The sequence below is a fragment of the Pricia antarctica genome (assembly GCF_900101815.1).
GTDB lineage: Bacteria > Bacteroidota > Bacteroidia > Flavobacteriales > Flavobacteriaceae > Pricia > Pricia antarctica.
Genome location: NZ_FNAO01000004.1, coordinates 470,851 through 490,848, shown reverse-complemented (window position 1 = coordinate 490,848; position 19,998 = coordinate 470,851). Strand labels below are relative to the sequence as shown.

At 45.0% G+C, this 19,998-nt stretch carries 20 protein-coding genes; 3 read left to right on the top strand and 17 right to left on the bottom strand.

The window, feature by feature from the left end:
- Nucleotides 1–193: 193 nt before the first annotated feature.
- Entirely contained in the window at nucleotides 194–1,588 is a 1,395-nt protein-coding gene (locus BLT07_RS09725) for an exonuclease domain-containing protein (RefSeq protein WP_091868132.1), read from the top strand.
- Between the two features lie 23 nt (nucleotides 1,589–1,611).
- On the opposite strand, the gene BLT07_RS09720 is transcribed toward BLT07_RS09725, so the two are convergent.
- From BLT07_RS09720 to BLT07_RS09665, 11 genes are all read right to left on the bottom strand, one after another.
- Entirely contained in the window at nucleotides 1,612–3,678 is a 2,067-nt protein-coding gene (locus tag BLT07_RS09720) for an ATP-dependent helicase (protein ID WP_091868131.1), read from the bottom strand.
- A 164-nt stretch (nucleotides 3,679–3,842) separates the two neighbouring features.
- Complete coding sequence (locus BLT07_RS09715) at nucleotides 3,843–4,610, bottom strand: SOS response-associated peptidase (RefSeq protein ID WP_091868129.1); 768 nt, start codon at nucleotides 4,608–4,610, stop codon at nucleotides 3,843–3,845.
- Between the two features lie 587 nt (nucleotides 4,611–5,197).
- Nucleotides 5,198–5,962: a collagen-like protein gene (locus BLT07_RS09705; protein ID WP_091868125.1), complete on the bottom strand. Its 765-nt coding sequence runs from the start codon at nucleotides 5,960–5,962 to the stop codon at nucleotides 5,198–5,200.
- A gap of 814 nt (nucleotides 5,963–6,776) precedes the next feature.
- Nucleotides 6,777–7,433: a hypothetical protein gene (locus BLT07_RS09700; protein WP_091868123.1), complete on the bottom strand. Its 657-nt coding sequence runs from the start codon at nucleotides 7,431–7,433 to the stop codon at nucleotides 6,777–6,779.
- Nucleotides 7,434–7,483: 50 nt separating this feature from the next.
- The gene (locus BLT07_RS09695) at nucleotides 7,484–7,987 is read right to left on the bottom strand and encodes a hypothetical protein (RefSeq protein WP_091868121.1); all 504 of its coding nucleotides are present in this window, start codon (nucleotides 7,985–7,987) and stop codon (nucleotides 7,484–7,486) included.
- Between the two features lie 214 nt (nucleotides 7,988–8,201).
- Nucleotides 8,202–9,572 (bottom strand): MBL fold metallo-hydrolase RNA specificity domain-containing protein, encoded by a 1,371-nt coding sequence (locus BLT07_RS09690; protein WP_091868120.1) that lies wholly within the window; start codon nucleotides 9,570–9,572, stop codon nucleotides 8,202–8,204.
- Between the two features lie 4 nt (nucleotides 9,573–9,576).
- A complete protein-coding gene (locus BLT07_RS09685) occupies nucleotides 9,577–10,422 on the bottom strand; it encodes an ATP cone domain-containing protein (RefSeq protein ID WP_091868118.1) in 846 nt (281 codons plus the stop codon).
- 4 nt (nucleotides 10,423–10,426) lie between these two features.
- A complete protein-coding gene (locus tag BLT07_RS09680; protein WP_091868116.1) occupies nucleotides 10,427–11,323 on the bottom strand; it encodes a mechanosensitive ion channel family protein in 897 nt (298 codons plus the stop codon).
- Between the two features lie 87 nt (nucleotides 11,324–11,410).
- On the bottom strand, nucleotides 11,411–11,824 hold the full coding sequence (locus BLT07_RS09675) for a hypothetical protein (RefSeq protein ID WP_091868114.1): 414 nt from the start codon (nucleotides 11,822–11,824) through the stop codon (nucleotides 11,411–11,413).
- A gap of 124 nt (nucleotides 11,825–11,948) precedes the next feature.
- The gene (locus BLT07_RS09670) at nucleotides 11,949–12,335 is read right to left on the bottom strand and encodes a universal stress protein (RefSeq protein WP_175455296.1); all 387 of its coding nucleotides are present in this window, start codon (nucleotides 12,333–12,335) and stop codon (nucleotides 11,949–11,951) included.
- Between the two features lie 10 nt (nucleotides 12,336–12,345).
- Entirely contained in the window at nucleotides 12,346–13,182 is an 837-nt protein-coding gene (locus BLT07_RS09665; protein WP_091868111.1) for a universal stress protein, read from the bottom strand.
- Between the two features lie 117 nt (nucleotides 13,183–13,299).
- Here BLT07_RS09665 and trxA point away from each other — a divergent pair, with 117 nt between their 5' ends.
- Nucleotides 13,300–13,599: a thioredoxin gene (gene trxA / locus BLT07_RS09660; RefSeq protein WP_091868109.1), complete on the top strand. Its 300-nt coding sequence runs from the start codon at nucleotides 13,300–13,302 to the stop codon at nucleotides 13,597–13,599.
- A gap of 60 nt (nucleotides 13,600–13,659) precedes the next feature.
- On the opposite strand, the gene BLT07_RS09655 is transcribed toward trxA, so the two are convergent.
- The 6 genes from BLT07_RS09655 to BLT07_RS09630 all read right to left on the bottom strand — a co-directional run bounded on the left by BLT07_RS09655 (nucleotide 13,660) and on the right by BLT07_RS09630 (nucleotide 19,446).
- Entirely contained in the window at nucleotides 13,660–13,920 is a 261-nt protein-coding gene (locus tag BLT07_RS09655) for a hypothetical protein (protein ID WP_091868108.1), read from the bottom strand.
- Between the two features lie 50 nt (nucleotides 13,921–13,970).
- Nucleotides 13,971–14,813, bottom strand: coding sequence for a universal stress protein (locus BLT07_RS09650; protein ID WP_091868106.1), 843 nt, complete (start codon nucleotides 14,811–14,813; stop codon nucleotides 13,971–13,973).
- 18 nt (nucleotides 14,814–14,831) lie between these two features.
- A complete protein-coding gene (locus tag BLT07_RS09645; RefSeq protein WP_091868104.1) occupies nucleotides 14,832–15,674 on the bottom strand; it encodes a universal stress protein in 843 nt (280 codons plus the stop codon).
- Nucleotides 15,675–15,952: 278 nt separating this feature from the next.
- Nucleotides 15,953–16,789, bottom strand: a complete 837-nt coding sequence (locus BLT07_RS09640) for a universal stress protein (protein WP_091868102.1) — start codon at nucleotides 16,787–16,789, stop codon at nucleotides 15,953–15,955.
- Between the two features lie 86 nt (nucleotides 16,790–16,875).
- A complete protein-coding gene (locus tag BLT07_RS09635) occupies nucleotides 16,876–17,928 on the bottom strand; it encodes a response regulator (RefSeq protein WP_091868100.1) in 1,053 nt (350 codons plus the stop codon).
- Nucleotides 17,929–17,931: 3 nt separating this feature from the next.
- Nucleotides 17,932–19,446: a sensor histidine kinase gene (locus BLT07_RS09630; protein ID WP_091868098.1), complete on the bottom strand. Its 1,515-nt coding sequence runs from the start codon at nucleotides 19,444–19,446 to the stop codon at nucleotides 17,932–17,934.
- A gap of 94 nt (nucleotides 19,447–19,540) precedes the next feature.
- Here BLT07_RS09630 and BLT07_RS09625 point away from each other — a divergent pair, with 94 nt between their 5' ends.
- A complete protein-coding gene (locus tag BLT07_RS09625; protein ID WP_091868096.1) occupies nucleotides 19,541–19,945 on the top strand; it encodes a hypothetical protein in 405 nt (134 codons plus the stop codon).
- Nucleotides 19,946–19,998: the final 53 nt, after the last annotated feature.

Here is a 19,998-nt window from a genome sequence, read left to right as displayed (position 1 = left end):
ACGATGGGCCAGGACGATCGGCGGTTCGCCGCTGAACGGGTTGCGATTGCTTCTTACGGACCTTACCTCCAGGGTGGATGCCCACATAATCAACATGAGATTAAAATATTTTCTGATTTGGAAATCGTCCAAAATTATGGAAATTATCCTATTTTTGAAACCGGAACCGAATTTTGTGAATAAATAATTTGAAATGGAATTTACCGTAGTGGACATCGAAACATCCGGAAAGGGAGTACGCGACAACCGGATTACAGAAATTTGTATCGTACGATTGAACGGTGAAAAAATAACCGACAAGTTTACATCACTCGTCAATCCCCAAAGACGGATTCCCGGTTTTATTACGGGCCTCACCGGAATCGATGATGATATGGTCAGGAAAGCCCCGCTCTTCGAGGAAATAGCGGCCCGGATCGTAGAGATAACGGAAGGAGCGATATTCGTGGCCCATAATGTAAACTTTGATTACACGGTGCTGCGTTCGGAGTTCCGGTATCTCGGCTACGATTTTAAGCGCAAAAAACTGTGCACTGTCAAGCTTGCCAAGAAACTGATGCCGGGGAAGTTCTCCTATAGTCTCGGACGGTTCTGCTCCACATTGGGCATTCCGTTGATCGACAGGCACAGGGCAGAGGGGGATGCGGATGCTACCGTAATCCTTTTTCAGCGCTTGATGGACCTGGATGCGGACGGTACGGAATTCGATAGATGCCTGAACGCCCGGAGGACCGAGCTGGCACCGAACATCCCGAGGGAATCCATCGCTATCCTGCCGCAGGTCCCGGGGGTCTATTATTTCAAGGACGGCAAGGGGAAAATTATCTATGTCGGCAAAGCGCTGCGCATCAAGGATAGGGTACTAAGCCATTTCTATAACGCAAAGGGAAAGGAATACGAGCTTTGCCAAGAGACCGCCTCGGTTGATTTTGTGGAATCCGGCTCCGAACTGGTCGCCCTCTTGCACGAGGCTGACGAGATACAGAAGCATTATCCCAGATTCAATACCACCCAAAAAAAATTGAGGGCACCCTATTGTATCGTACATTATATAAACCGGAAGGGCATCGTCCAATTCGGACTGGACCGGAAATCCGCTACGGATCTGGGGACGGTCACCTATTGGAGAAGGGAGGAGGCCGTTGCCAGATTGGAGCAAATCTGTGAGAAATATGTCCTGTGTCCGCGTTTCACCGGATTGCAACGTACAAATGGCAGCTGTTCGCATTATAAGATCACGGAGTGTAACGGGATCTGTGATGGAAGGGAAGATGTATCGGCGTACAACCAAAGAACGGCCATGGCCATCGAGGAAATCGGACGGAATCCCCTAAACTATGCCATTATGGAAAAGGGCAGGAGGGAAGGGGAGTACAGCTTTGTACTGGTGACGGACGGACTGTATAGGGGTTATGGCTTTTTCGGCAGCGAGGAATCCGTACAGACCTTGGAAGATGTGGAGAACTATGTTATATTGAAAAGGAATACCTATCATACAACAAGGATAATCGCAAGCTACCTCAACGCGAATCCCGGTACGGTCAAGATAGTTTTTTCCGAAGCTACAGCGGGTGCTCCGGTAAAGTAGAGCGTAAACTTTCGAAATGCGGGTCAACTGAAATCCATTCCGGAAGACAGGTCCATTGTATTCGGCGTGCCGACATCGCGGGGTTTATCAAAGGTATGTTCATAGGTCCGCTGCTCTACCAGCGAATCGGGAAGGTCAGAAAGAAAATAGGATTCCGTCGGGATATCCTTTGCTTCGTTTATTATCTCGTCCCCTTTGGTGAGGGCTTGGATACTATCGATGTTCCTCGTTATAAAAAGCCTGTTCTTTGCCCTTGTGAGGGCCACGTAAAGCAACCGTCGATCCTCCTCGATCGCTTCCGGGTCGTGGAGCGTTCGGGTGGACGGGAAAACCTTGGGCGAAACATTCAGCACAAAACAGGTATCCGCTTCCAATCCCTTCGCCGAATGGATAGTGGAAATAATAACGTGATCTCTGTCCTCGGAAGGACTGAGCTCGCTACCGCTCAGCACATGGGACTTGTTCAGGTTCGCGGCATTGTCCAATAGGCCCTCGCCGATGAACTCCCCAAGACTCCCGTAACTCTTGGCCAAAAGTTGGAGCACCTCGAAGTCCGCCTTACGTTTTTCCTGCCAATCCTTCCGATATTTATAGGCCAGGCCGAGTTCCATGGCCTCAAAGGTCTTTGTGACCAATTGGCCCACATCGCCCTTCGAAAGCTCAAGTTCGCCGATCAGATCGCCTATCTTCTCGCCATCTTGTCCCGGTAGGGCATCTTTGACCAGAGTGCCAATGGGTCGGGAACCGTCACCGGCAACGATATTACCAAGGGCCCTTGAGGCACGAACGTCCCCGATACCGTCCCAAAAGGTAAGAAAACGCACCCATGCGATCTCGTCGAAAGGGTTGTTCAGAATGCGGAGAACCGCGACAACGTCCTTGATATGGGCCGCTTCCAAAAATTTCCGGCCCCCGTAGGTGACAAAGGGAATTTTCTTTCGGATGAAAACCGCTTGCAGGGTCTTCGTGTAATATTGTGACCTTGAAAGGACCAGGTGGTCACCAAAGAATTTATCGTCTTGCTGAAAACCATTTAGTATTTCCTCCGCGACCCAACTGGATTCCTGCCATTGGTCTGATACGTTCATGACGACCGGGAATGACCCTTCCGTAATATTGGAGACCAACTTTTTATCATACTTGATCGGAGATCTGGCGAGTAGCCAATTGGCCAGATCAAGGATGTGTTGGGTCGAACGATAGTTGATGTTCAGTTTGAGGACGGTGGAATCCGGTACCCGCTCCTTAAAGCTATGGACGTTTCTGAAATCCGCACCCCGGAAGGAATAGATGGACTGTGCGTCGTCACCAACACAATACAGGCGGCAGACCTGGGCAAAAGGTTTTAGAAGCTCCCATTGCAGGGGATTGGTATCCTGCATCTCGTCCACCAGCAGATGTTCCAGATCCATGGCAAGTATTCGCCGTGCTTCCTCGTTTTGGTGGAGCTGTGTCGATACGGCCAGCAAAAGATCGTCGTAGTCCAGATATTTGCTGTTGCCTTTTTTTGACTGGTAGGCTTTTAGCAGGTTTCCGATATAGGGACGTTGCTGGGTGATTTCGTACTCGGTCTCCCTGTCCTTTCGATCCTTGAACAACAGTATCCTGATGGACTCGGTAAGGTTCTTCCGGGTGTTCCTGGCGAAGGAATAGAGGTCGATGAGCTGTTGGGGCTTCAACCGTAACCGGCCGAAGTCCTCCTTATATTCCCCGCAAACCATTTTCATGATGGAAAGCTGGTCGTCCTGGTCGATTACCGTATACGTCGACGCCCCGAACAGGTTCGGGTATTTCACGATCAACTGGTTGCACCAGGAATGGAACGTGGAGCCTTTTAAACTGATGGCGGTAGATTCCGGGAACTGCGATCGGACGCGTTCCACGATTTCGTTCGCGGCCTTTTTCGTGAAGGTCAGAATCTGGATCTTGGAAGGGGACACTCCACTTTCGATTAGATATGCCGCCCTTCCGATGATGGTCCGTGTCTTGCCCGTCCCGGCACCTGCAAGAATCAGCGCATGCTGGCCGGTGAAGCTGACCGCTGCCTGTTGGGAGGGATTAAATTTTTCTTGGAAAGTTTTTGAAATCATAATACAGTTGCAAAATTAAGACAATTTATTGCGATGTATCATTTGAAGTTCGGGTCTTTAGATTAAGACAACAACAAAATTAGCCTGAAGGCTCGTTTTGGCCGCTTGAAGACTATCTAAATAACTGAACGTAAGTTGACTAAACATATCCAAAAACACCTACCTTAATACTCAATCTGAATCTGTGGATAGTCGACTTTCTTAATAATGTCCGGCCTATCCGAATCTATTTTTGGGGAAAAGAGGTCTTTGCTGACTGGATATGCTTGTAACCTATCCTCCGGGAGGTCGTTGTCCATTATTTCGTAAACGTCGTCCTGCTTTAAATCATCGGATAACCAGGCCTGTATTTGATTGTCCGCCAACGGAATCACTTGACGGTGTTCCCCGTCCCGATTCTTGTTATTGTGGATTTTAGCGTATCTCGACCCTTGCTCCGCCTCCTTGGTCAGTAGCGCAAAAGAGACATATTTATCGGGGGTAATCGAATATATACCGGCAAGGTTCAAACATTTGCTTTCTTCCGCTTCGAAATAGAAGGGCACCTTGAAATTTTTCGGTTTGGGACACGTATGTGGCTCGAAAAAACCACTGACCGGTACAATACAGCGCCTTGTCAAAGCACTTGGCTTGTACATATAAAAATCGAAGAGCTTTTCCGCCTGTGCGTTCAGGCCGGCGCCGTAACGGATGGAATCCCGATAGTATTTTTCGTGGTCAGCCCCTTGTTTGTTAAACGGAAGTAATCCCCAGAGCATTGGGGTCATGTGCTTGGGTTTTTCCTGCGGTATCGCCCACATTAAGGGATGGGAGAAACCGTTGGCATGGTTATAGACCAACCTACCGGGTTCGGTATCCCCGACTGAACGCGTAACGTTATAGAGGGCCTCTATATCTTTCGCTTCCAGAACAATTCTTGCATGAAAACACATGACGGTTTTTATTGCAATTTACGATACAAAAAATAAATCTGCTTATAACCCGGTCAGCAAATTGGCGCTCCATTTCGCGCTCGCCTACCGGACGGGCAGGGAAGGCTCCATTCCGGGCGGCAGCGCTTCCCTAAACGTCTTGGACCTAATCCCCAATTTTGGCTTTCCACCGTGCTAATCCTTCCCGCTACGCTGGGAAGGAACGCTCCGTTCCCAAGCCAGAACCGTGGATCAAGAACGACTGTCGGAATTTGAATTTTGCGTTTAGTACCGCTTTTTAAGGTTCCATACCTCACAAACACTATTTATGGGTTGAAAATACTTGTTGCGAAAGCCACATGAATGAACGCCAGAAAATGGGTTTTTGCAAATGTTCTTGGGTTGATCCACCTTTACGAATTCCGTAGCGTTTGATGAATTGGTATTTGGAGGAGATACTTCAGAAAATTAAAAACAATTGGAATAATAGAAGTTTTGTCTATAGTTAGGCAATAATGATTGCGAATATATAAGGAAGGATATATGTATAAAAGAGACGTTCTACCCACAATTGGATAGAACGTCTCTTTTTTTAAAACCAGCGTTACTTATTGTAAATTAAAATAACTGATTACTTCTTCGTAGGTCATTTTTTTAAAATCTTTATGAAGTGATTTATCCGGTAGGGTCAAAGTGGTTGCCGGAATAATAACGAACCTAACGCTTATTTCTAATGATTCATTGTTATAAATGTAAGATGATGGGGTCATATTGATTCCCAAATTATTCTGCGCAAGGAAAGCGGTATAGGCTACTGCCATGTGATCATCCGAATGGTAGACATAAGGCATTAGAACAATTTGTCCTGAGTTCAACTTAAGATAAACCAAAACCACATCCTGATCCAAAGCTTCTTGGGTCAACAGCGGAGTGGTATAAGTAGCGTCGTACATTTCACCCATACCATCTGGTTTTTGAGAGGATAAGAAATCATTTGCCGTTAAGGTAATCCAACTACTGGCGACTACCTCTGCACCCTGGCCATCAGCACCATCTTGTCCGTTAGCACCATCGGCTCCATCTGCACCATCTGATCCAGCTAGACCATCCGCGCCATCGGCTCCGTCTTTACCATCGGCTCCATCCAGGCCATCCGGTCCGTCCGTACCGTTATCACCGTCTTTGCCATCGACACCTGGATCTCCTTTTTCCCCTTGGTCTCCTTGGAGTCCTCGCTCCCCTTGAAACCCTTGTTCTCCCTGGATGCCCTGAGGTCCCATAAGACCCTCGGCTCCGTCGTCAACAGAACAGGACGACAACACGAAGGTGGCGGTCATTACACTAGTTGCAATAAATTTAAAATACATCTTCATAAAATAGGTTTGATTTGGTTAATATTGAATTCAATAATTTATAATGAAAAGTTAAAACGTAATTTTTATAAATCTAGTATTAGTACTGTAGCGTTAAAATATCGAGATAGGCTCATTTGTAAAATGTACGGAGCCCTTAATTTTTAAAATGCAGATATACAGATAATTGTAAAAATTGAAATTTTGGTGGTTGTCAAAAAAACTCCCAAGCCATTTCAAATCGAAAAATGATAAAACCCCTTGTATACACTTTAGCCATTGTAGAAATGGCAGATGGAAAGCTTTTTAACGCAACAGCAGTAATCTAGTACATTACATTTGTTGCTTCTACTGACTAGAAGCTTAATGCTCTGACCATCCTTATTCTTAACTTTTATTTCTTTTCGAATTTAAAAGACCACGATATATAATCACGGGAATCTTGCATTCCCGTTATGAGTTTCCACCTGTTCTTTGAGTTTGCGGAAAAAACGGGCTTGTCCTGCGACTTGGGGATTTAATTTATGACCGGGCGGAATTTATGCTGTAACTTAATGAGGTTAGAAGCAGTCGAATGCTACAACTGATACTCAAAAAAAGAAGATGAAATGATTTGGATGTTTCTTCCTATCTATTGAACTTTCCATCCGAAACTGACCAATATCACAATAGTATTATTCAAGCTGTGCTACCTTGTATCTATAGAATCTCAGGGTTACGAAAGCCAAGAAGAAAATCGTGAGTTGGAGCGTACGCCTACAATACTTTGATTTAAGCGACCTTATACTTAACTTGGTTGGCCGCCTTCAAAAAGGGAATTTCAAAATTCTTGGCACTATAGACCGGTAACGTCATCGTCCGTTTGTTTTCTGAAAATTAAATCTTGCTCTTCCATAGCAAGAACGACCAATTTCACATAATCATCCACAGTTTTTTGAATATCCTTGGGGTCAGAGATATCTATGCTTCCCCGCCAAATCAACGAACGCTCTTTGCCCATACAGATACAATACAACGAGGTCTCGGCGTGGTACACTGTGAACTGACGGTAGTAATCGTCATCATAATAGATATTCTGATGGCGCCTATAATCTTCTTTGAAACCGTCTTTACTTTTGTACAGTTCGTTCATCGTTCTCATTAATGTCTTTTTGTTCTCCGAACCGGTGATCTTGGTAAGCAGAATGGCATCAAAATCTTTGTCCAAAAGGCTCTCCTCGAAGGCATCCAGTTCTTTTTCGGTCCTTCTCGAATCGGTAAAATTGACGTCAAAAACGTCCAAACTCCTTACGGACTCTACGTTTCGTTTTTCGAATTCTTTGGTCAGTTTGTTTTCAAAGTCGGTACGAACGGCCTCACTGTTGGTCATTCCTACGACCAACACCTTGTTGGCATCAAAGAGAACGATATCGGGATTTTTATAATTCTCGACCAGTTCGGCCGAGGAGCAACCACAAATCGCTATGGTTAATACTAATAGTAGTTTTTTCATCTTATTGAGTTACGTTTAACGACACGCTTCAAAGTGTGCCGGCATCTAGATTATTCTTCTCCAAAATCGGGCTTGGGCATTTTCGGTTGTTCTGTCGAACTAAGCCGATATTCCGGGTTGCCCAAAGCTATTTTTTTAGTATTTTTCAAAATGTGGGTCAGTTTTGCGAACCCTCTTTCCTTGACCGTCCGATAATCCAAAAAGTATTTGTTCAACTTTCTGTACAGGTTTTCATGGGTCTTTTTGTAGGCCTTTTCCATTTCATGTTGGTTTACGCTATCCAACATAATCTCCAATTGGTTCCTATGTTTTTGTACCTGCTTTAAAATAGGGATTAGTCTATGTTGATTCTCGGCGATCGCCATCTTAAAATCGTTGATCAGTGCAAATTCCTTTACCTCAATAGGTTTGATAGAGAACGACTGGATCAGATTGTTCAAGAACTGCTGCTCGTCCTTGATAAAGGAGAGTTCTGAAAACCATCTTTTAGATTGTTCGTGCATCTCTTCAGGTGCTAACCATTCCGTATTACGGGGATTTTGTAGTGTATCCATTGGTGTACTATTTTAGGTTCTTTATGGAATAGCGTATAAAGGTAAACGAAGTAGGCGAAAAGAAAAATGACATTGATCAGTTGGCTATGTTGCGCTTTGCATTTTCTCAAGATGCCATTTTTTTCTTTTCCATGCCGACTTTTATAGTCATTGTTCAAATCAACTATTCAGGTGAGAGAGCGGCAAGGATATTTATCATCCCGTGACTTTTATATCACAGTGTCCATTCGGTGGTTTCGTTCAATTTGGGGATATGTGCCTTCCAGCCATATACATCCCTGATTTTTACCTTAAAAGCATCTAGGGCAGTTGGTTCGCCATGAATCAGGAACACCTTTTCGGGGATATTCTTTATTTCTTTTAACCATTGCAATAGCTCTTTTTGGTCGGCGTGTGCTGAGAGACTTTCCAAGTGTTCGATTTTCGCATTGACGGGCTCGTATTTTCCGAATAGTTTAAGCTCATGTGCCCCTTCCAGAAGCTGTCTTCCTCTGGTGCCTTCGGCCTGATAGCCAACAATGAGTACCGTAGTGGCGGTCTTGTCTATCAGTTGCTTTAGATAGGTCAAGACCCGGCCCCCGGTAACCATTCCGCTGCCGGCGATTACGATTTTAGGTCTGAGGTCGTCTATGGTTTTCCAAGTATCGGCGAAGGATGATATGATGTTGAAATGATCGCACATCGCTTGATATTCTTTCATCGGGAGTTCGTGCCAAGCGGGAAAACTTTCGAAAACGGACAGTACATTATTGCCCATGGGGCTATCGATGAAGATGGGAATATTGGGGATTTTGTTTTTCTTGTACAGCTGCCAAAGAAGGTACATCAACGATTGCAGCCGCTCGACCGCAAAGGAAGGAATGATCAGGCTGCCCCGTTCTTTGATGGTTCTGTTGACCAAATCAATTATTTTTTGTTCTACGTCTTCTTCGGGATGTAGCTTGTTGCCGTATGTACTTTCCACAAAAAGATAGTCGGCCCATTGGGGATATTCGGGCGGAGCCAAAAGTGTATCGTTCTGTCGCCCGATATCGCCTGAAAAAACGAATAGTTTCCCGAAGATTTCCAGTTCTATGAACGTCGCCCCGATGATATGGCCGTTGTACCTGAATTTAAACCGGATGTGCTCCGATAGCCCTATCCATTCATCCTTCACTTGGGATTGGAACAGGTCGATGGCTCGTTCGGCTTCCTTTATTGTATAGAAGGCTACTGCTGGATGGTGTTTGCTATAGCCCTCATTATTGGCTCGTTCGGCTTCCTCCTCGTGTATTTTGGCGCTATCCAACAAAATGATACGGGTTATCGCCAGGGTAGGGGCGGTTGCAATGATTTTGCCATGAAATCCTTCTTTAACCAGTCTCGGCAGGTATCCGGTATGGTCTAAATGGCCGTGGGTCAGCAATACGAAATCGATTTTGGAGGCATCAAGGGGCAGGGATTGCCAGTTGAGCTGACGAAGTTCCTTTAGGCCTTGGAACATCCCACAGTCTACCATAATGTTCAGTTCCGGGGTTTCCAGATAGAACTTGGATCCGGTCACGGTTCCCGAGGCGCCCAAAAAGTGTACTTTGATAGTGTCCATATATCTAATGGTTAAAGAGTTGCCCAATTTCTCCGAGAATTTTTTCTTTTCTGTCTTGGGAGATCCCCAAATGGTCTAAGAAGAATTTGTCCTTCAAAAGTTGCCGGCAGAGTACCACATCCCTACTCAACAAAAATTGCTTTTCGCGTGTGCTTAATAAAGTGGATACGGTAACAGGATAAAGGCCGAGCCTGTCGATGCGGTCTTTGAGACCATCGTTTAGGGGATAGTCCCAACTCAAGAGATACAGTCCGGCACATTTTCCGTATTTGATGGCATCTTCCGTAAAACGGGTATTGGTTACTACCCATCCGGCCTCCATTGTTTTGGTTTCCGTTATTTTTGTCGCCCAATGTGCTTTCACATCGTTGTATCGGGAGTGGATGTACAACGGAATTTTGACATTGCAGTTACGCCCTTCTTCCGAATGAAATTTACATTCGATGACCGTTACCGACCCGTTTTTTTCCGCTAGCACGTCGATTTCATGGGTCACACAGATGCCATTCAAGATTTCGTTCACATGGGCAACGTAACCCGAGTATTCCAGAATGGCCGCCACAAAGCGTTCGAACGGGAATCCGGTAGGCCCCAACTCATAAATCGCTTTTTTCAGTTTATATTTTGAAGCGAAGACCGATTTGTTCTTTTTCAAAATAGCATAGGCCCTGTTGTAGATTTCATGGGTAGATATGCCTTCGAAAAGCTCTTCTTTGACCTTTTCAACGATCTGTTCCACCAAATTGTGGTCAGCACCACTGTGCTTTAGTGAATTGCGTAATTTGTCCAAGGAAAATCTTGCCTTTTCCCCCGAGGATTTTATAACTTCAATGTCCTTTTCTTTTTTCAAACTATCATTTTAGATGTACGTCGACTTCCGGTATTTTCAATAATTGCAAAGTGTTGGATGCCAGAGTTACCTTTCCCTCGGTCAGTAAGACGGCCTGCTCGATGCGTTCGAACAATTGGTGTTTTGTACCACGTCGTAGCTTATAGTCCGATATATAGCGAAGGTTTAAGGCTATCCAGTTATCGGTAAGGTTGATGGCCACGGTCGGAGCGATGGTGGCATTTTCGATGTAATACCGTTCGACCATGGCTGACCATTTGGCCATGGAATCTTCGGTATAGTCCGATAAGAGTTCCGTTGCTTCATCCAGCACTATTTTTTTGCCCAGTTCAACATCGGAGCCGTAGGTAATAAGTACGTTCAGTTCGTCCCACACAAATGGGAAATCCATGGAATAGTTTTTAATAGGCCCTTTGAAGACGAAAGCATTGCTAATTTTAACAATCCTACCTGAATAGTTATCGCTACTGACCCATTCGCCCATTTCCATGATCGTGGTATAGATGCTGTCAATATCGATGACATCGCCTTTGATACCATTGATCTCTATACGGTCTCCCGGTTCGTAGACCCGTACGAAAAAGATGTAGAACGAGCCGGCGATGCTCAAGATAAGTTCCTGTAAAGTAAAAGTGATGCCTGCCGTAAAAAGGCCGATGATGATGGTGTAGTCTTGAACATTCTCGAGCGTAAAAGAAACGAGGATCAATAGGCCGATCAGTACATAGCCTACGACCTCGACCCCCTTCTGGGCCTTGTACCGAATACTTGTATCGGCTATGCGCCGTTTAAGCAATTTTCGCAATAAACGTATAGATATGATAATGAACAGTATCCATAATAAAAGCTTTGCCGCCTTTACCACCATGTCGTGGTTAAAAAAATCGAGTAGTTCGTCCATAGTTTAGATTTGCAGAGGCGGCCGGTTTGGAAACGAAAGACCACCGAGGTAAACTTTCAATCCCTAGTTTTTCGGATGTCGAAAGGACTACTTCTTGTCCCGAAAATAGTCCCGCACCAAGGCCTTCACCTGATTTTCTGTCATGCTGTCTGCTTTTTCAACTGTCTTTACCTTAGCGGCCAAGGCTTTATGATCGGCCATCAAGGCAGCCCTGAATTTTTCGTTCGTATCGGCAGGCCCGAAGAGGGCTATAACATCGGCATCGGTGATAGCATCGGCCAACTGATTGAAATAGGCCTTTAATTGATGCTTTTCCTTTTCAAGATAAGTGCTTTCGTGGCTGATATCCTGCGTACCGCCCCATTTGACCCTTGATCCCGAAGACCCTTTTCGGTTAAAAAATTCCACCTCGGAGCGGATTGTTTCTAGTGTTTCTCCTGCGTCGTGCAAACGAACGATGTGGGCCTGTTGTTTATCCAGCCAAATACCTATCTGTTTCATAATTTACTTATTTAAGGATTTTATCTTCAACGCAATTTAAATTCAATATTCTTTTGTCCATGGTATTGAGTTCAGGTTTCTGTGCAAAGATAATTTGGGTGGGATGCGCCACCTATGACAATGGTCAGTTCTGCTCAGGGAGTATCAACATCGGAATGGCGGCATAAATACTTATATCGTTGATAACCGGTTCGCGGACCAGCATCTCTAGAAAACTATGTTTGTGGTGTACCATGGCGAACAGATCGATGTGCTGTTTCTCCAAAAAAGATTCGATGACCAGGGCCTTATCGTCGAACTCCCTAACCTTATGATAACTGTGGACCGTAGCGTTGAGGCAATCCTCAAGCAATTTTTGGTTCGATTCCTGTTTGCTGTTCAACATTTCCTCCTCTGTGATGTGCATGATACGGATCGAGGCATCGAACAACGATGCCAACAACTTAGTGGCGTAGAAAAGCGCGCAGTATGCCTCGTGCGAAAAATCGGTGGCCACCAAAATGTTTTTCATGGCGGTCATATTAGAGTTGTGGAAGCACCATAAAAGGCAGGCTTAAATGAAAACCTATTTTTTTGATGACCGGCTCCATAAATAACCGCTCCATAAAAGTGTGTTTGTTCTGTACCATGACCAACAGGTTTATTTTATTCTTGACCTGAAACGCATTGACCGCTTCGATAATGCCGTTGTCTGGAACTTCGTGAAACAATGCAGTATTGCCCAACAATTTTGCAAGCTGGCCTTTGTGCCTTTCCTGTGCTGCGTTCAAGTCGTACCCCGTATGGACATGCATGACGTTGATTCGGGACTTGTGCTGTCTGGCCATAGTCAGTACCTGCGAAATAGTATCTTTCCCGTATTCGATTTCGAAGTCCGTAGGAAATAATATTTCAATGGGTGCTTCGTATTCATATTTAGGAGGTACCGCAATTACGGGGCATTTGGCCTTTTTGATAACGTGTACGGTATGGGTGCCGAACAGAATTTCCTTGGCACCCGTCGCCCCCTTTGTTCCCATCACGATGAGGTCTATGCTTTCGTTGGCCACGGTTTCCGATATCTCGCCCAAAAGCGTGTTGAAGACCGTATGTACGACAAAAGTATGCTGGTCGTTTCCGTATTGGTCTTCCATACGGCTTTTCAGTTTCTCCAACTGTGTCATCGAGGTTTCGCGCATTACATCGCCCAGACCGATCAGTCCGGGACTTCCCATAAGGTATTCCGTTTGATAGACGGGCGGGGTGTAAGTATGTAAGAGATAAAAGGTGCACTGGATGTCCCTATAGGCCAAAAGCGCGTACCGGATAGCCTCAAAGGAGTTGTCCGAAAAGTCGGTGGGCAATAGAATCCGTGTCATAATCTTTGTTTTTTAGTATGGGGTAAATCTAAGGGAGAAGAATTTTGAAAACCATGACATTGGTCAGTTCGCCGGATTGCTATTTTTGGTATTTTTGCTTTTTTAAATGGGATACGGATGAAAAGTAGTTTTTCAGAAATTATAGCTTCGGAGACCCCGGTGCTCGTAGATTTTTATGCGGACTGGTGCGGCCCCTGCAAAATGTTGGCGCCTATCTTAAAACAGGTAAAGGACGAAATGGGGGATGCGCTAAAGATTGTCAAAATTGATGTGGACAAAAACCAGGCGATAGCCTCTCGATACCAAGTGCGGGGAGTGCCGACCATGCTACTTTTCAAGAAAGGGAAGCAGGTTTGGCGGCAGTCAGGAGTTTTGCAGAAGAAGGATATTATGGGTGTTCTAAAACCACATATGTAAGGCCAAAGTTCAAAACTTACCTTATGACCAAACGCATAGGCCCTAGGTCTTCTAGGTCTTCTATTTGTGCAGCGCCAAAAACGGAACCGTGGTAGGATAGCATATTTTTTCTACGGTAGGCCTGAAAAGTATACCTTTCAAAAAATTCAGGTTTTTGGCGGCCATGTCCAGAATATCCAGATTTTTGCCCTTCTTAAAACACTGTACGGCCTCATCCAATTTTTGTCCGGTGAGGGTATGGAAAGAACATTCAGTGTCTGTGAAATAATCCTTTAAAAATTCGCCTTCACCCGTCAGAGTATCTACCTCTTTCTTTATCATCGGGCCCTTAAAGATATAATCAATGCTCTTAGGTTTCGTTTTAGGGGAACTTATTCAGGTAAAATTAAGAGTGGCACTTCCGTATGAAATGCCATTTTTTTGACCACGGGCTCGCCGATGAACTTTTCCCAAAAAGTGTGATGGTAGCGCACTAGGGACAATAGGTCTATTTGTGCATCTTTAATGAAACTTTGCAGGGTAGGGGCTATGTCGCCTTCAAAATCAAGATTGTGAAAGACGAGAGCCAAACCTTCAAAGCGTTCTTTTAAAAGCTTTTGATTGAGCTTTTGCTGATCGTTAAAACGATATTCGACGGCGACGTGCATAATCTTAACTTCGGCCTTCCAGAGCAAGGCCAGTTCGGTCAGGGGACTTAGCTGGTACTTTTCATACTTTTTCATAAAGTCGGTCGGAAATACGACGGTTTTCAATGTTTGGAAATTATACTCCGAAGGCACCACTAGCAGGGCGCAATTTTCTACTAGTTTCATGACCTTAACGGTATTGCTTCCCATGAATACTTGTTTGGCACCCGTCGCGCCCTGTGTACCCATTACAATTAAGTCGATGTCTTGTTTTGAAACGACTTCCAGTATGGCATCCTGCAGCGTATTTGGTTTTGATACAGTCTCAAACCGATGTTTTGGATTGCCATGGTTCTTGATGAGGTAGCCCAGAACCCTGCCCAGCTCCTGTTCGGAATACTGAGAAAGGGAATCGTAGATGGTTCCTAAGCGTTTCTGGTCTTTTCTGCCGAGCATGTTCAGGGCATTGGGCTCATAGGCATGCAGCAGGTAAAACCGGCTTTCGACATCGGCGTACAGTTTTACGGCCGTAAAGATGGCGTTCCAGGCGTTGTCGGAGAAATCGGTTGGCAAGAGTATATTTTTCATCGGTGCTACTTTAATAGGTTATCTCCGCAGGTTCTGCATGACCAAAAAGGGAATTTTGGGCCGCAGGCCTATCTCATCGACCGTTGACCGGTACAGCATGTCTTCAAAAAAGGAATGCCGGGCATTGACCATGACCAAAAGGTCGATGGCATTGCTCGCTATGTTTTCCAAAATGGCCTCCGCTTTGTTCTTGATTGGTGCACTTTCGAAATATAAATAGGCATCGGGCAGTGATTCGCTTAAAAAGCGCTTGTTATCCAATTGCCTGCGGCTCAAATCCTCGAAATCGGAGAGGTATAGGCAGTGCACTTCCGACTTAAATTCCGACGCCAGGCTGTTCAATAGTTTTAGCTCCCTGCGTTTATAGGGTAGCATATAATCGGTGGGGAACAGTATTTTTTTTGGTTGTTCGTATTCATAGTTTTCGGGAATCGCCAGCACAGGGCACTGAACATATTTGAATACCTGTACCGTATGGCTACCGAAAGTGATGTTTTTACTGGCGGTCTTCCCTTGTGTCCCCATAATAATCAGGTCCACATTGACTTGGTTCGCAAAATCGTTGACGGCATCGACAAGGGATTCGAAGGCCGAAAGGGATTCGAAGGCGTGTTTCGGATTCTGCTGTTTTTGCTTTACGGTTTCGACGAGCTCGTCCAGCTTTTTTTCCACATTGTTTTTGACCGTAGCATTCTGTTCCTCGAAGGATGCATCCCTCTTCTTAAAGGGACCGTAAACCTCGTCGGCGAACGCATGTAGAAAGTAGAAGTTGGTGCGTTCGCATTTGTAGAGTTTCAAGGCATAATCAATGGCATGCATTGCATTCTTTGAAAAATCGGTAGGTATTAGTACGGTTCTCATGGATATGATTTTAATGACCCTCCAAAAATAGCGGGAGCCCTTCTCAAAAACTATGATATATGTCATCATCGAAACCAAATGGAACGAACCATGGTTGCCTATCCCTGCAGCGATAAAAGCGGAATGCTCATTTCAAAATTTACCTCCTCAACGGTCGTATCCAAAGACGCTTTTTGCAGCAGCCCTTAGTCCTTTAATACCCTGATGATTAGATTGGCCTTTACGCTTTTGGCAAAAATGCGGACCCCGTCCTCGATTTTATGAGAGATGACGACATTCTATTCATGCAATACCAATAGGGGAATCTTGGTCTGAAAACTTATTTTCTCAATGGTCGTGTCAAAAAGAATCTGCTGCAAAAAGTTTAAATGCTTGGCGGCCATCACGATAAGATTGATATTTCCGGCTTCTACGAAAAGTTGTATCGCCTCAACGATACCGATATGGGTCAGCGTGTGAAAGGTATTCCGTTCGGGGAAAGTTTCATGCAAATAGTCAAATAGGTATTCCTGGTGCTGTTCCTGTATTTCGGTAAGATGTTCATCTACCCCCGAAACGTTCAGAACCCGTAAGTTCGCCTTGGTGAGCTGCATTGCTGCGGAAATACCTTCTAATATGGAGTGCGTATAGAAACTGTTAAAATCAGTCGGGAACCCGATTTCCGTTGGGATTTCTACTTCGGCCTTCTCGGGAACCACCAATACGTTACAGGCCACTTTGGTAATGACGTCGCCCGTGTTACTCCCTACGATAGAGGCCTTGAGACCAGATGCACCAGTGGTGCCCATGACTATCAAATCTATGTGCTTAACATCTACTGTTTTTCTTACAATTTGAATAAAATTCCCGTATTCCTGAAGGGCTGTAAAGCGATGTTTTTTGTTGCAGGTCAAGCGTTCGATACGCTCAAATAGCATTTTAATCTTCGCTCTGATTGAGGGGTGTAGTTTTTCTTTGGGAAAGCTGAAACTGTTGCCGCGAACTGAAGATTCGGACAAGCTCCCCACATGAAGGATGCAATAATTGCAGGGTACAGCGTCGAAAAGCGTAACCGCATATTCGATGGCGTTCCAAGCGTTTTCGGAAAAATCGGTGGGTATTAGAATGGTTTTCATACACTGTAAACTACATTCAAAAATAGTTTTAGTGCCGAAGGCGGAATATGATAATTATCATATATGATGGAATTTACTACCGTAAATTAGCTGACATATTGCAAGGCCTTCAGTTCCTTTATTCGGATGTTCCGTCCCTCGATGGCGATAAGTCCCTCTTTTTTAAAGCCCGAAAGGGTGCGAATCAAGCTTTCCGTAGCGATGCCGGCTACGCTGGCCAGATCGTTGCGCGATATTTTGATGGCATCATCGCTTTTGGTATTCATAACCTCGGCAAACTGCAATAGCGTCTGGGCCGTCTTTTTACGGACGGAACTATAGGCCATTTGAAGTAATTGGGCCTTAATCTCTGTAATGTTATCGGAAAGAAGTTCCATAAGCTCCAAAGATATATTTTTATTTTTTTGGAGGATGTTTTTCAGGCTTTCTTTAGAGACACCGGCTAGTTCTACCGGTTCCATGGCGGTGGCGGACTCTTTATAGGGAATGTTATTCAGAAACGAAGTAAATCCTAAAAAATCATCGGCCCGATAAAGGGATGTGGTCAGCTCTTTACCGTCCCCGTCCATCGTGTGGCATTTAACGACTCCTTTTAAAATAAGGTAAATGGTGTTGGAGCGCGAACCTTCTTGAAAGACACTTTCCCCTTGGCCAAGAGATATCGGCTCCCCATTATCGTCAAAAAAGTTTTTCAGCTCGTGCAGGGTGCGCATCTCATCCTCCAAAACCTCGGACGTTTTAATGGGGGTGCCCAACATTCGGCTCAAAAGTTCGGCCTTGGCCAATCGGCTTTCCACGGCACTCATAAGGTCTTCCTCCTCGAAGGGTTTGGTCAGATAATCGTCGGCGCCCAGGTCCATGCCCTTTCGGATTTCTTTGTGCTCGGTCTTGGCCGATAAGAAAATAAAGGGAATATGCTTGGTCTTCTCGTCGGAGGAGAGATTCTGTAGCACCCCATAACCGTCGATTTCGGGCATCATAATATCACAGACAACGAGGTCGGGCATCTCGCCCTTGGCGGTTGCGATGCCGATTTTTCCGTTCGGCGCGGTCACTACACTGTAGCCTGATAGCGCTAAGAGCTCTTCGGTATTTTCGCGTAAGGCCTTGTCGTCTTCGATTAATAGTATTTTTTTCATATGCTAAACTTTAATAGGTTTCAGGGGTAGGTGTACTACAAAGGTAGACCCGTCATTCTGCTTACTGCTAAATTCCAAGGTGGCCCCTAGGTTTTCTAAATGCTGTTTGGCAATATTAAGTCCGATACCCGTACCTTGGGTCAATAGGGCGTTCTCTGCCCTGAAATAGCGGTCGAAGATGTGCTTTTGTTCGGTCGCCGGTATCCCGATGCCCTGGTCAATGACCTTCAACACTATAGTATCCGTTTTTTTCGAGACCACCAAGTCGATGATGGAGTCTTCCGGAGAGTATTTAATGGCATTATGGATGAGGTTGGATAGAGCCAGCTCCAAGGTCTTTTCATCAAATTCGATAACGATATCATCTATATCTTCGGGATATCGGATTTTTTGCCCCGTTTTGAGCAGCATATTGGCATCATAAACAACTTCGTTGATGACTTTGCTCAAATGGAACATTTCCAAATGATAGTTCACTTTTCCGGAATCCAAGCGTTCTACGGAGAGAAAATCGTTCAGTATGGCATCTAAATATTTTACTTTGTTGCGGATAGTGGTTACATGTTTGTCCCGTTTGGGTTGTTGCTCGGTCTGGGTGTATTTTCCCACCAAGGTTATGGATGTAAGGATGCTGCTCAGGGGCGTTTTGAACTCATGGGAAACCAAGGACAGGAAACGGGTCTTGAGTTCGTTGAGTTCCTTTTCCACGGCCAAGGCCTCGGTCAACTGTTTAGTTCGGGATTCTACCGTTTTCTCCAATTTTTCGGTATAGTTCTTACGCTCGGTAATGTCTAGGATGATGGCCACAAAAACTTGCCTTTCGCCCATAGCGGATGGTTGTAGATGTACTTCAACGGGATAGGACGAGCCATCTTTTCTTCGATGTAAGGTCTCGAACTTGACTTTTTCTTTCTTTCCGGTCAAAAGGGCATTAACCAATTTTTTGAATTTGTGCAGGCTAAATTCAGGTTTGATGTCAACGGGGGTCATGCCGATTAGTTCGGCCATATTGAAACCGATATTGCGCCGAGCCTCATTATTTACATTGATAAAATTGAAAGTCTCCGCATCGAAAACAAAGATTTCGTTCAGCGATTCCTGGAAAATTCGGGCCCAGTGACTCAGTTCTTTTTCCCTTATCTTACGTTCCGTAATGTCGATTACCAAAGCCATAACGTAGGTAGAACCGTACAGTTTAAAAGGGTTCAGGCCCGCCTCCACCGGAAATTCTTCCCCATTCTTGCGAATGCCGTTCAAATCGCGCCCGTGGCCCATTTGGCGCTTTTCGCTTTTATCGATAAAATGGGCGACATGCTGATCATGGTGCCCGTGATAACGGCGGGGGATGAGGGTATCCAATGGCTTTCCGAGCAGCTCGTCATCATCATATCCGAACATGTCCTCCGCCGCTGAATTGGTTGCGACGATTTCCTGTTTGGTATTGACCACGATGATGCCCTCGGAAACCCCTTCTGAAAGCAAATTGAAAATGTTACTGTTTTTTTGAAAGACCCTCATGAGTCAAAAATAAAGATTCCAAACTGATTAATATCATAGTAATCGGGTATGGCACTACATTAATTTTATCCCATTACACTTAACAAAGATAAAAATGAAGAATACATCGAAAACGATGAACGAGCTCTATGAGCATCTGGGGAAGTTATTCTACGCAATCGCCATTAGCGATGGCCATGTTCACGTAAAGGAATGGGATAAAGTCAAAGAAATCGTAAAGGCCGATTGGTTGTACGTCGACGAATTTACCGACCGGTACGGTACCGACTCCGCCAACCAGATCGAAATCGTTTTCGATGGCCTCATGGAATACGGAAAGACCGGCAAGCAATGCTTTCAGGAGTTCAAGGATTTTTACGAAGAGCACCCGCATGCGTTTTCAAAGGAAATCAAGACCCTTACCAAAATGACCGCAAGTGCCATCGCCAATTCCTTTGCCGGAAAGAACAAATCGGAGTTGAGTATGCTGTCCGAGCTGGAATTGTTGTTGACCGATTGAAGGATCGCAGGACAAGACTTCGGTTGATGTCGATCTAATACTATATACCCGTC

Excerpts from the sequence above, each read along its gene's own strand:
- BLT07_RS09725 (WP_091868132.1), top strand. The coding sequence starts at position 194 with ATGGAATTTACCGTAGTGGACATCGAAACATCCGGAAAGGGAGTACGC.
- BLT07_RS09720 (WP_091868131.1), bottom strand. The coding sequence starts at position 3,678 with ATGATTTCAAAAACTTTCCAAGAAAAATTTAATCCCTCCCAACAGGCA.
- BLT07_RS09715 (WP_091868129.1), bottom strand. The coding sequence starts at position 4,610 with ATGTGTTTTCATGCAAGAATTGTTCTGGAAGCGAAAGATATAGAGGCC.
- BLT07_RS09705 (WP_091868125.1), bottom strand. The coding sequence starts at position 5,962 with ATGAAGATGTATTTTAAATTTATTGCAACTAGTGTAATGACCGCCACC.
- BLT07_RS09700 (WP_091868123.1), bottom strand. The coding sequence starts at position 7,433 with ATGAAAAAACTACTATTAGTATTAACCATAGCGATTTGTGGTTGCTCC.
- BLT07_RS09695 (WP_091868121.1), bottom strand. The coding sequence starts at position 7,987 with ATGGATACACTACAAAATCCCCGTAATACGGAATGGTTAGCACCTGAA.
- BLT07_RS09690 (WP_091868120.1), bottom strand. The coding sequence starts at position 9,572 with ATGGACACTATCAAAGTACACTTTTTGGGCGCCTCGGGAACCGTGACC.
- BLT07_RS09680 (WP_091868116.1), bottom strand. The coding sequence starts at position 11,323 with ATGGACGAACTACTCGATTTTTTTAACCACGACATGGTGGTAAAGGCG.
- BLT07_RS09675 (WP_091868114.1), bottom strand. The coding sequence starts at position 11,824 with ATGAAACAGATAGGTATTTGGCTGGATAAACAACAGGCCCACATCGTT.
- BLT07_RS09670 (WP_175455296.1), bottom strand. The coding sequence starts at position 12,335 with ATGAAAAACATTTTGGTGGCCACCGATTTTTCGCACGAGGCATACTGC.
- BLT07_RS09665 (WP_091868111.1), bottom strand. The coding sequence starts at position 13,182 with ATGACACGGATTCTATTGCCCACCGACTTTTCGGACAACTCCTTTGAG.
- trxA (WP_091868109.1), top strand. The coding sequence starts at position 13,300 with ATGAAAAGTAGTTTTTCAGAAATTATAGCTTCGGAGACCCCGGTGCTC.
- BLT07_RS09655 (WP_091868108.1), bottom strand. The coding sequence starts at position 13,920 with ATGATAAAGAAAGAGGTAGATACTCTGACGGGTGAAGGCGAATTTTTA.
- BLT07_RS09650 (WP_091868106.1), bottom strand. The coding sequence starts at position 14,813 with ATGAAAAATATACTCTTGCCAACCGATTTCTCCGACAACGCCTGGAAC.
- BLT07_RS09645 (WP_091868104.1), bottom strand. The coding sequence starts at position 15,674 with ATGAGAACCGTACTAATACCTACCGATTTTTCAAAGAATGCAATGCAT.
- BLT07_RS09640 (WP_091868102.1), bottom strand. The coding sequence starts at position 16,789 with ATGAAAACCATTCTAATACCCACCGATTTTTCCGAAAACGCTTGGAAC.
- BLT07_RS09635 (WP_091868100.1), bottom strand. The coding sequence starts at position 17,928 with ATGAAAAAAATACTATTAATCGAAGACGACAAGGCCTTACGCGAAAAT.
- BLT07_RS09630 (WP_091868098.1), bottom strand. The coding sequence starts at position 19,446 with ATGAGGGTCTTTCAAAAAAACAGTAACATTTTCAATTTGCTTTCAGAA.
- BLT07_RS09625 (WP_091868096.1), top strand. The coding sequence starts at position 19,541 with ATGAAGAATACATCGAAAACGATGAACGAGCTCTATGAGCATCTGGGG.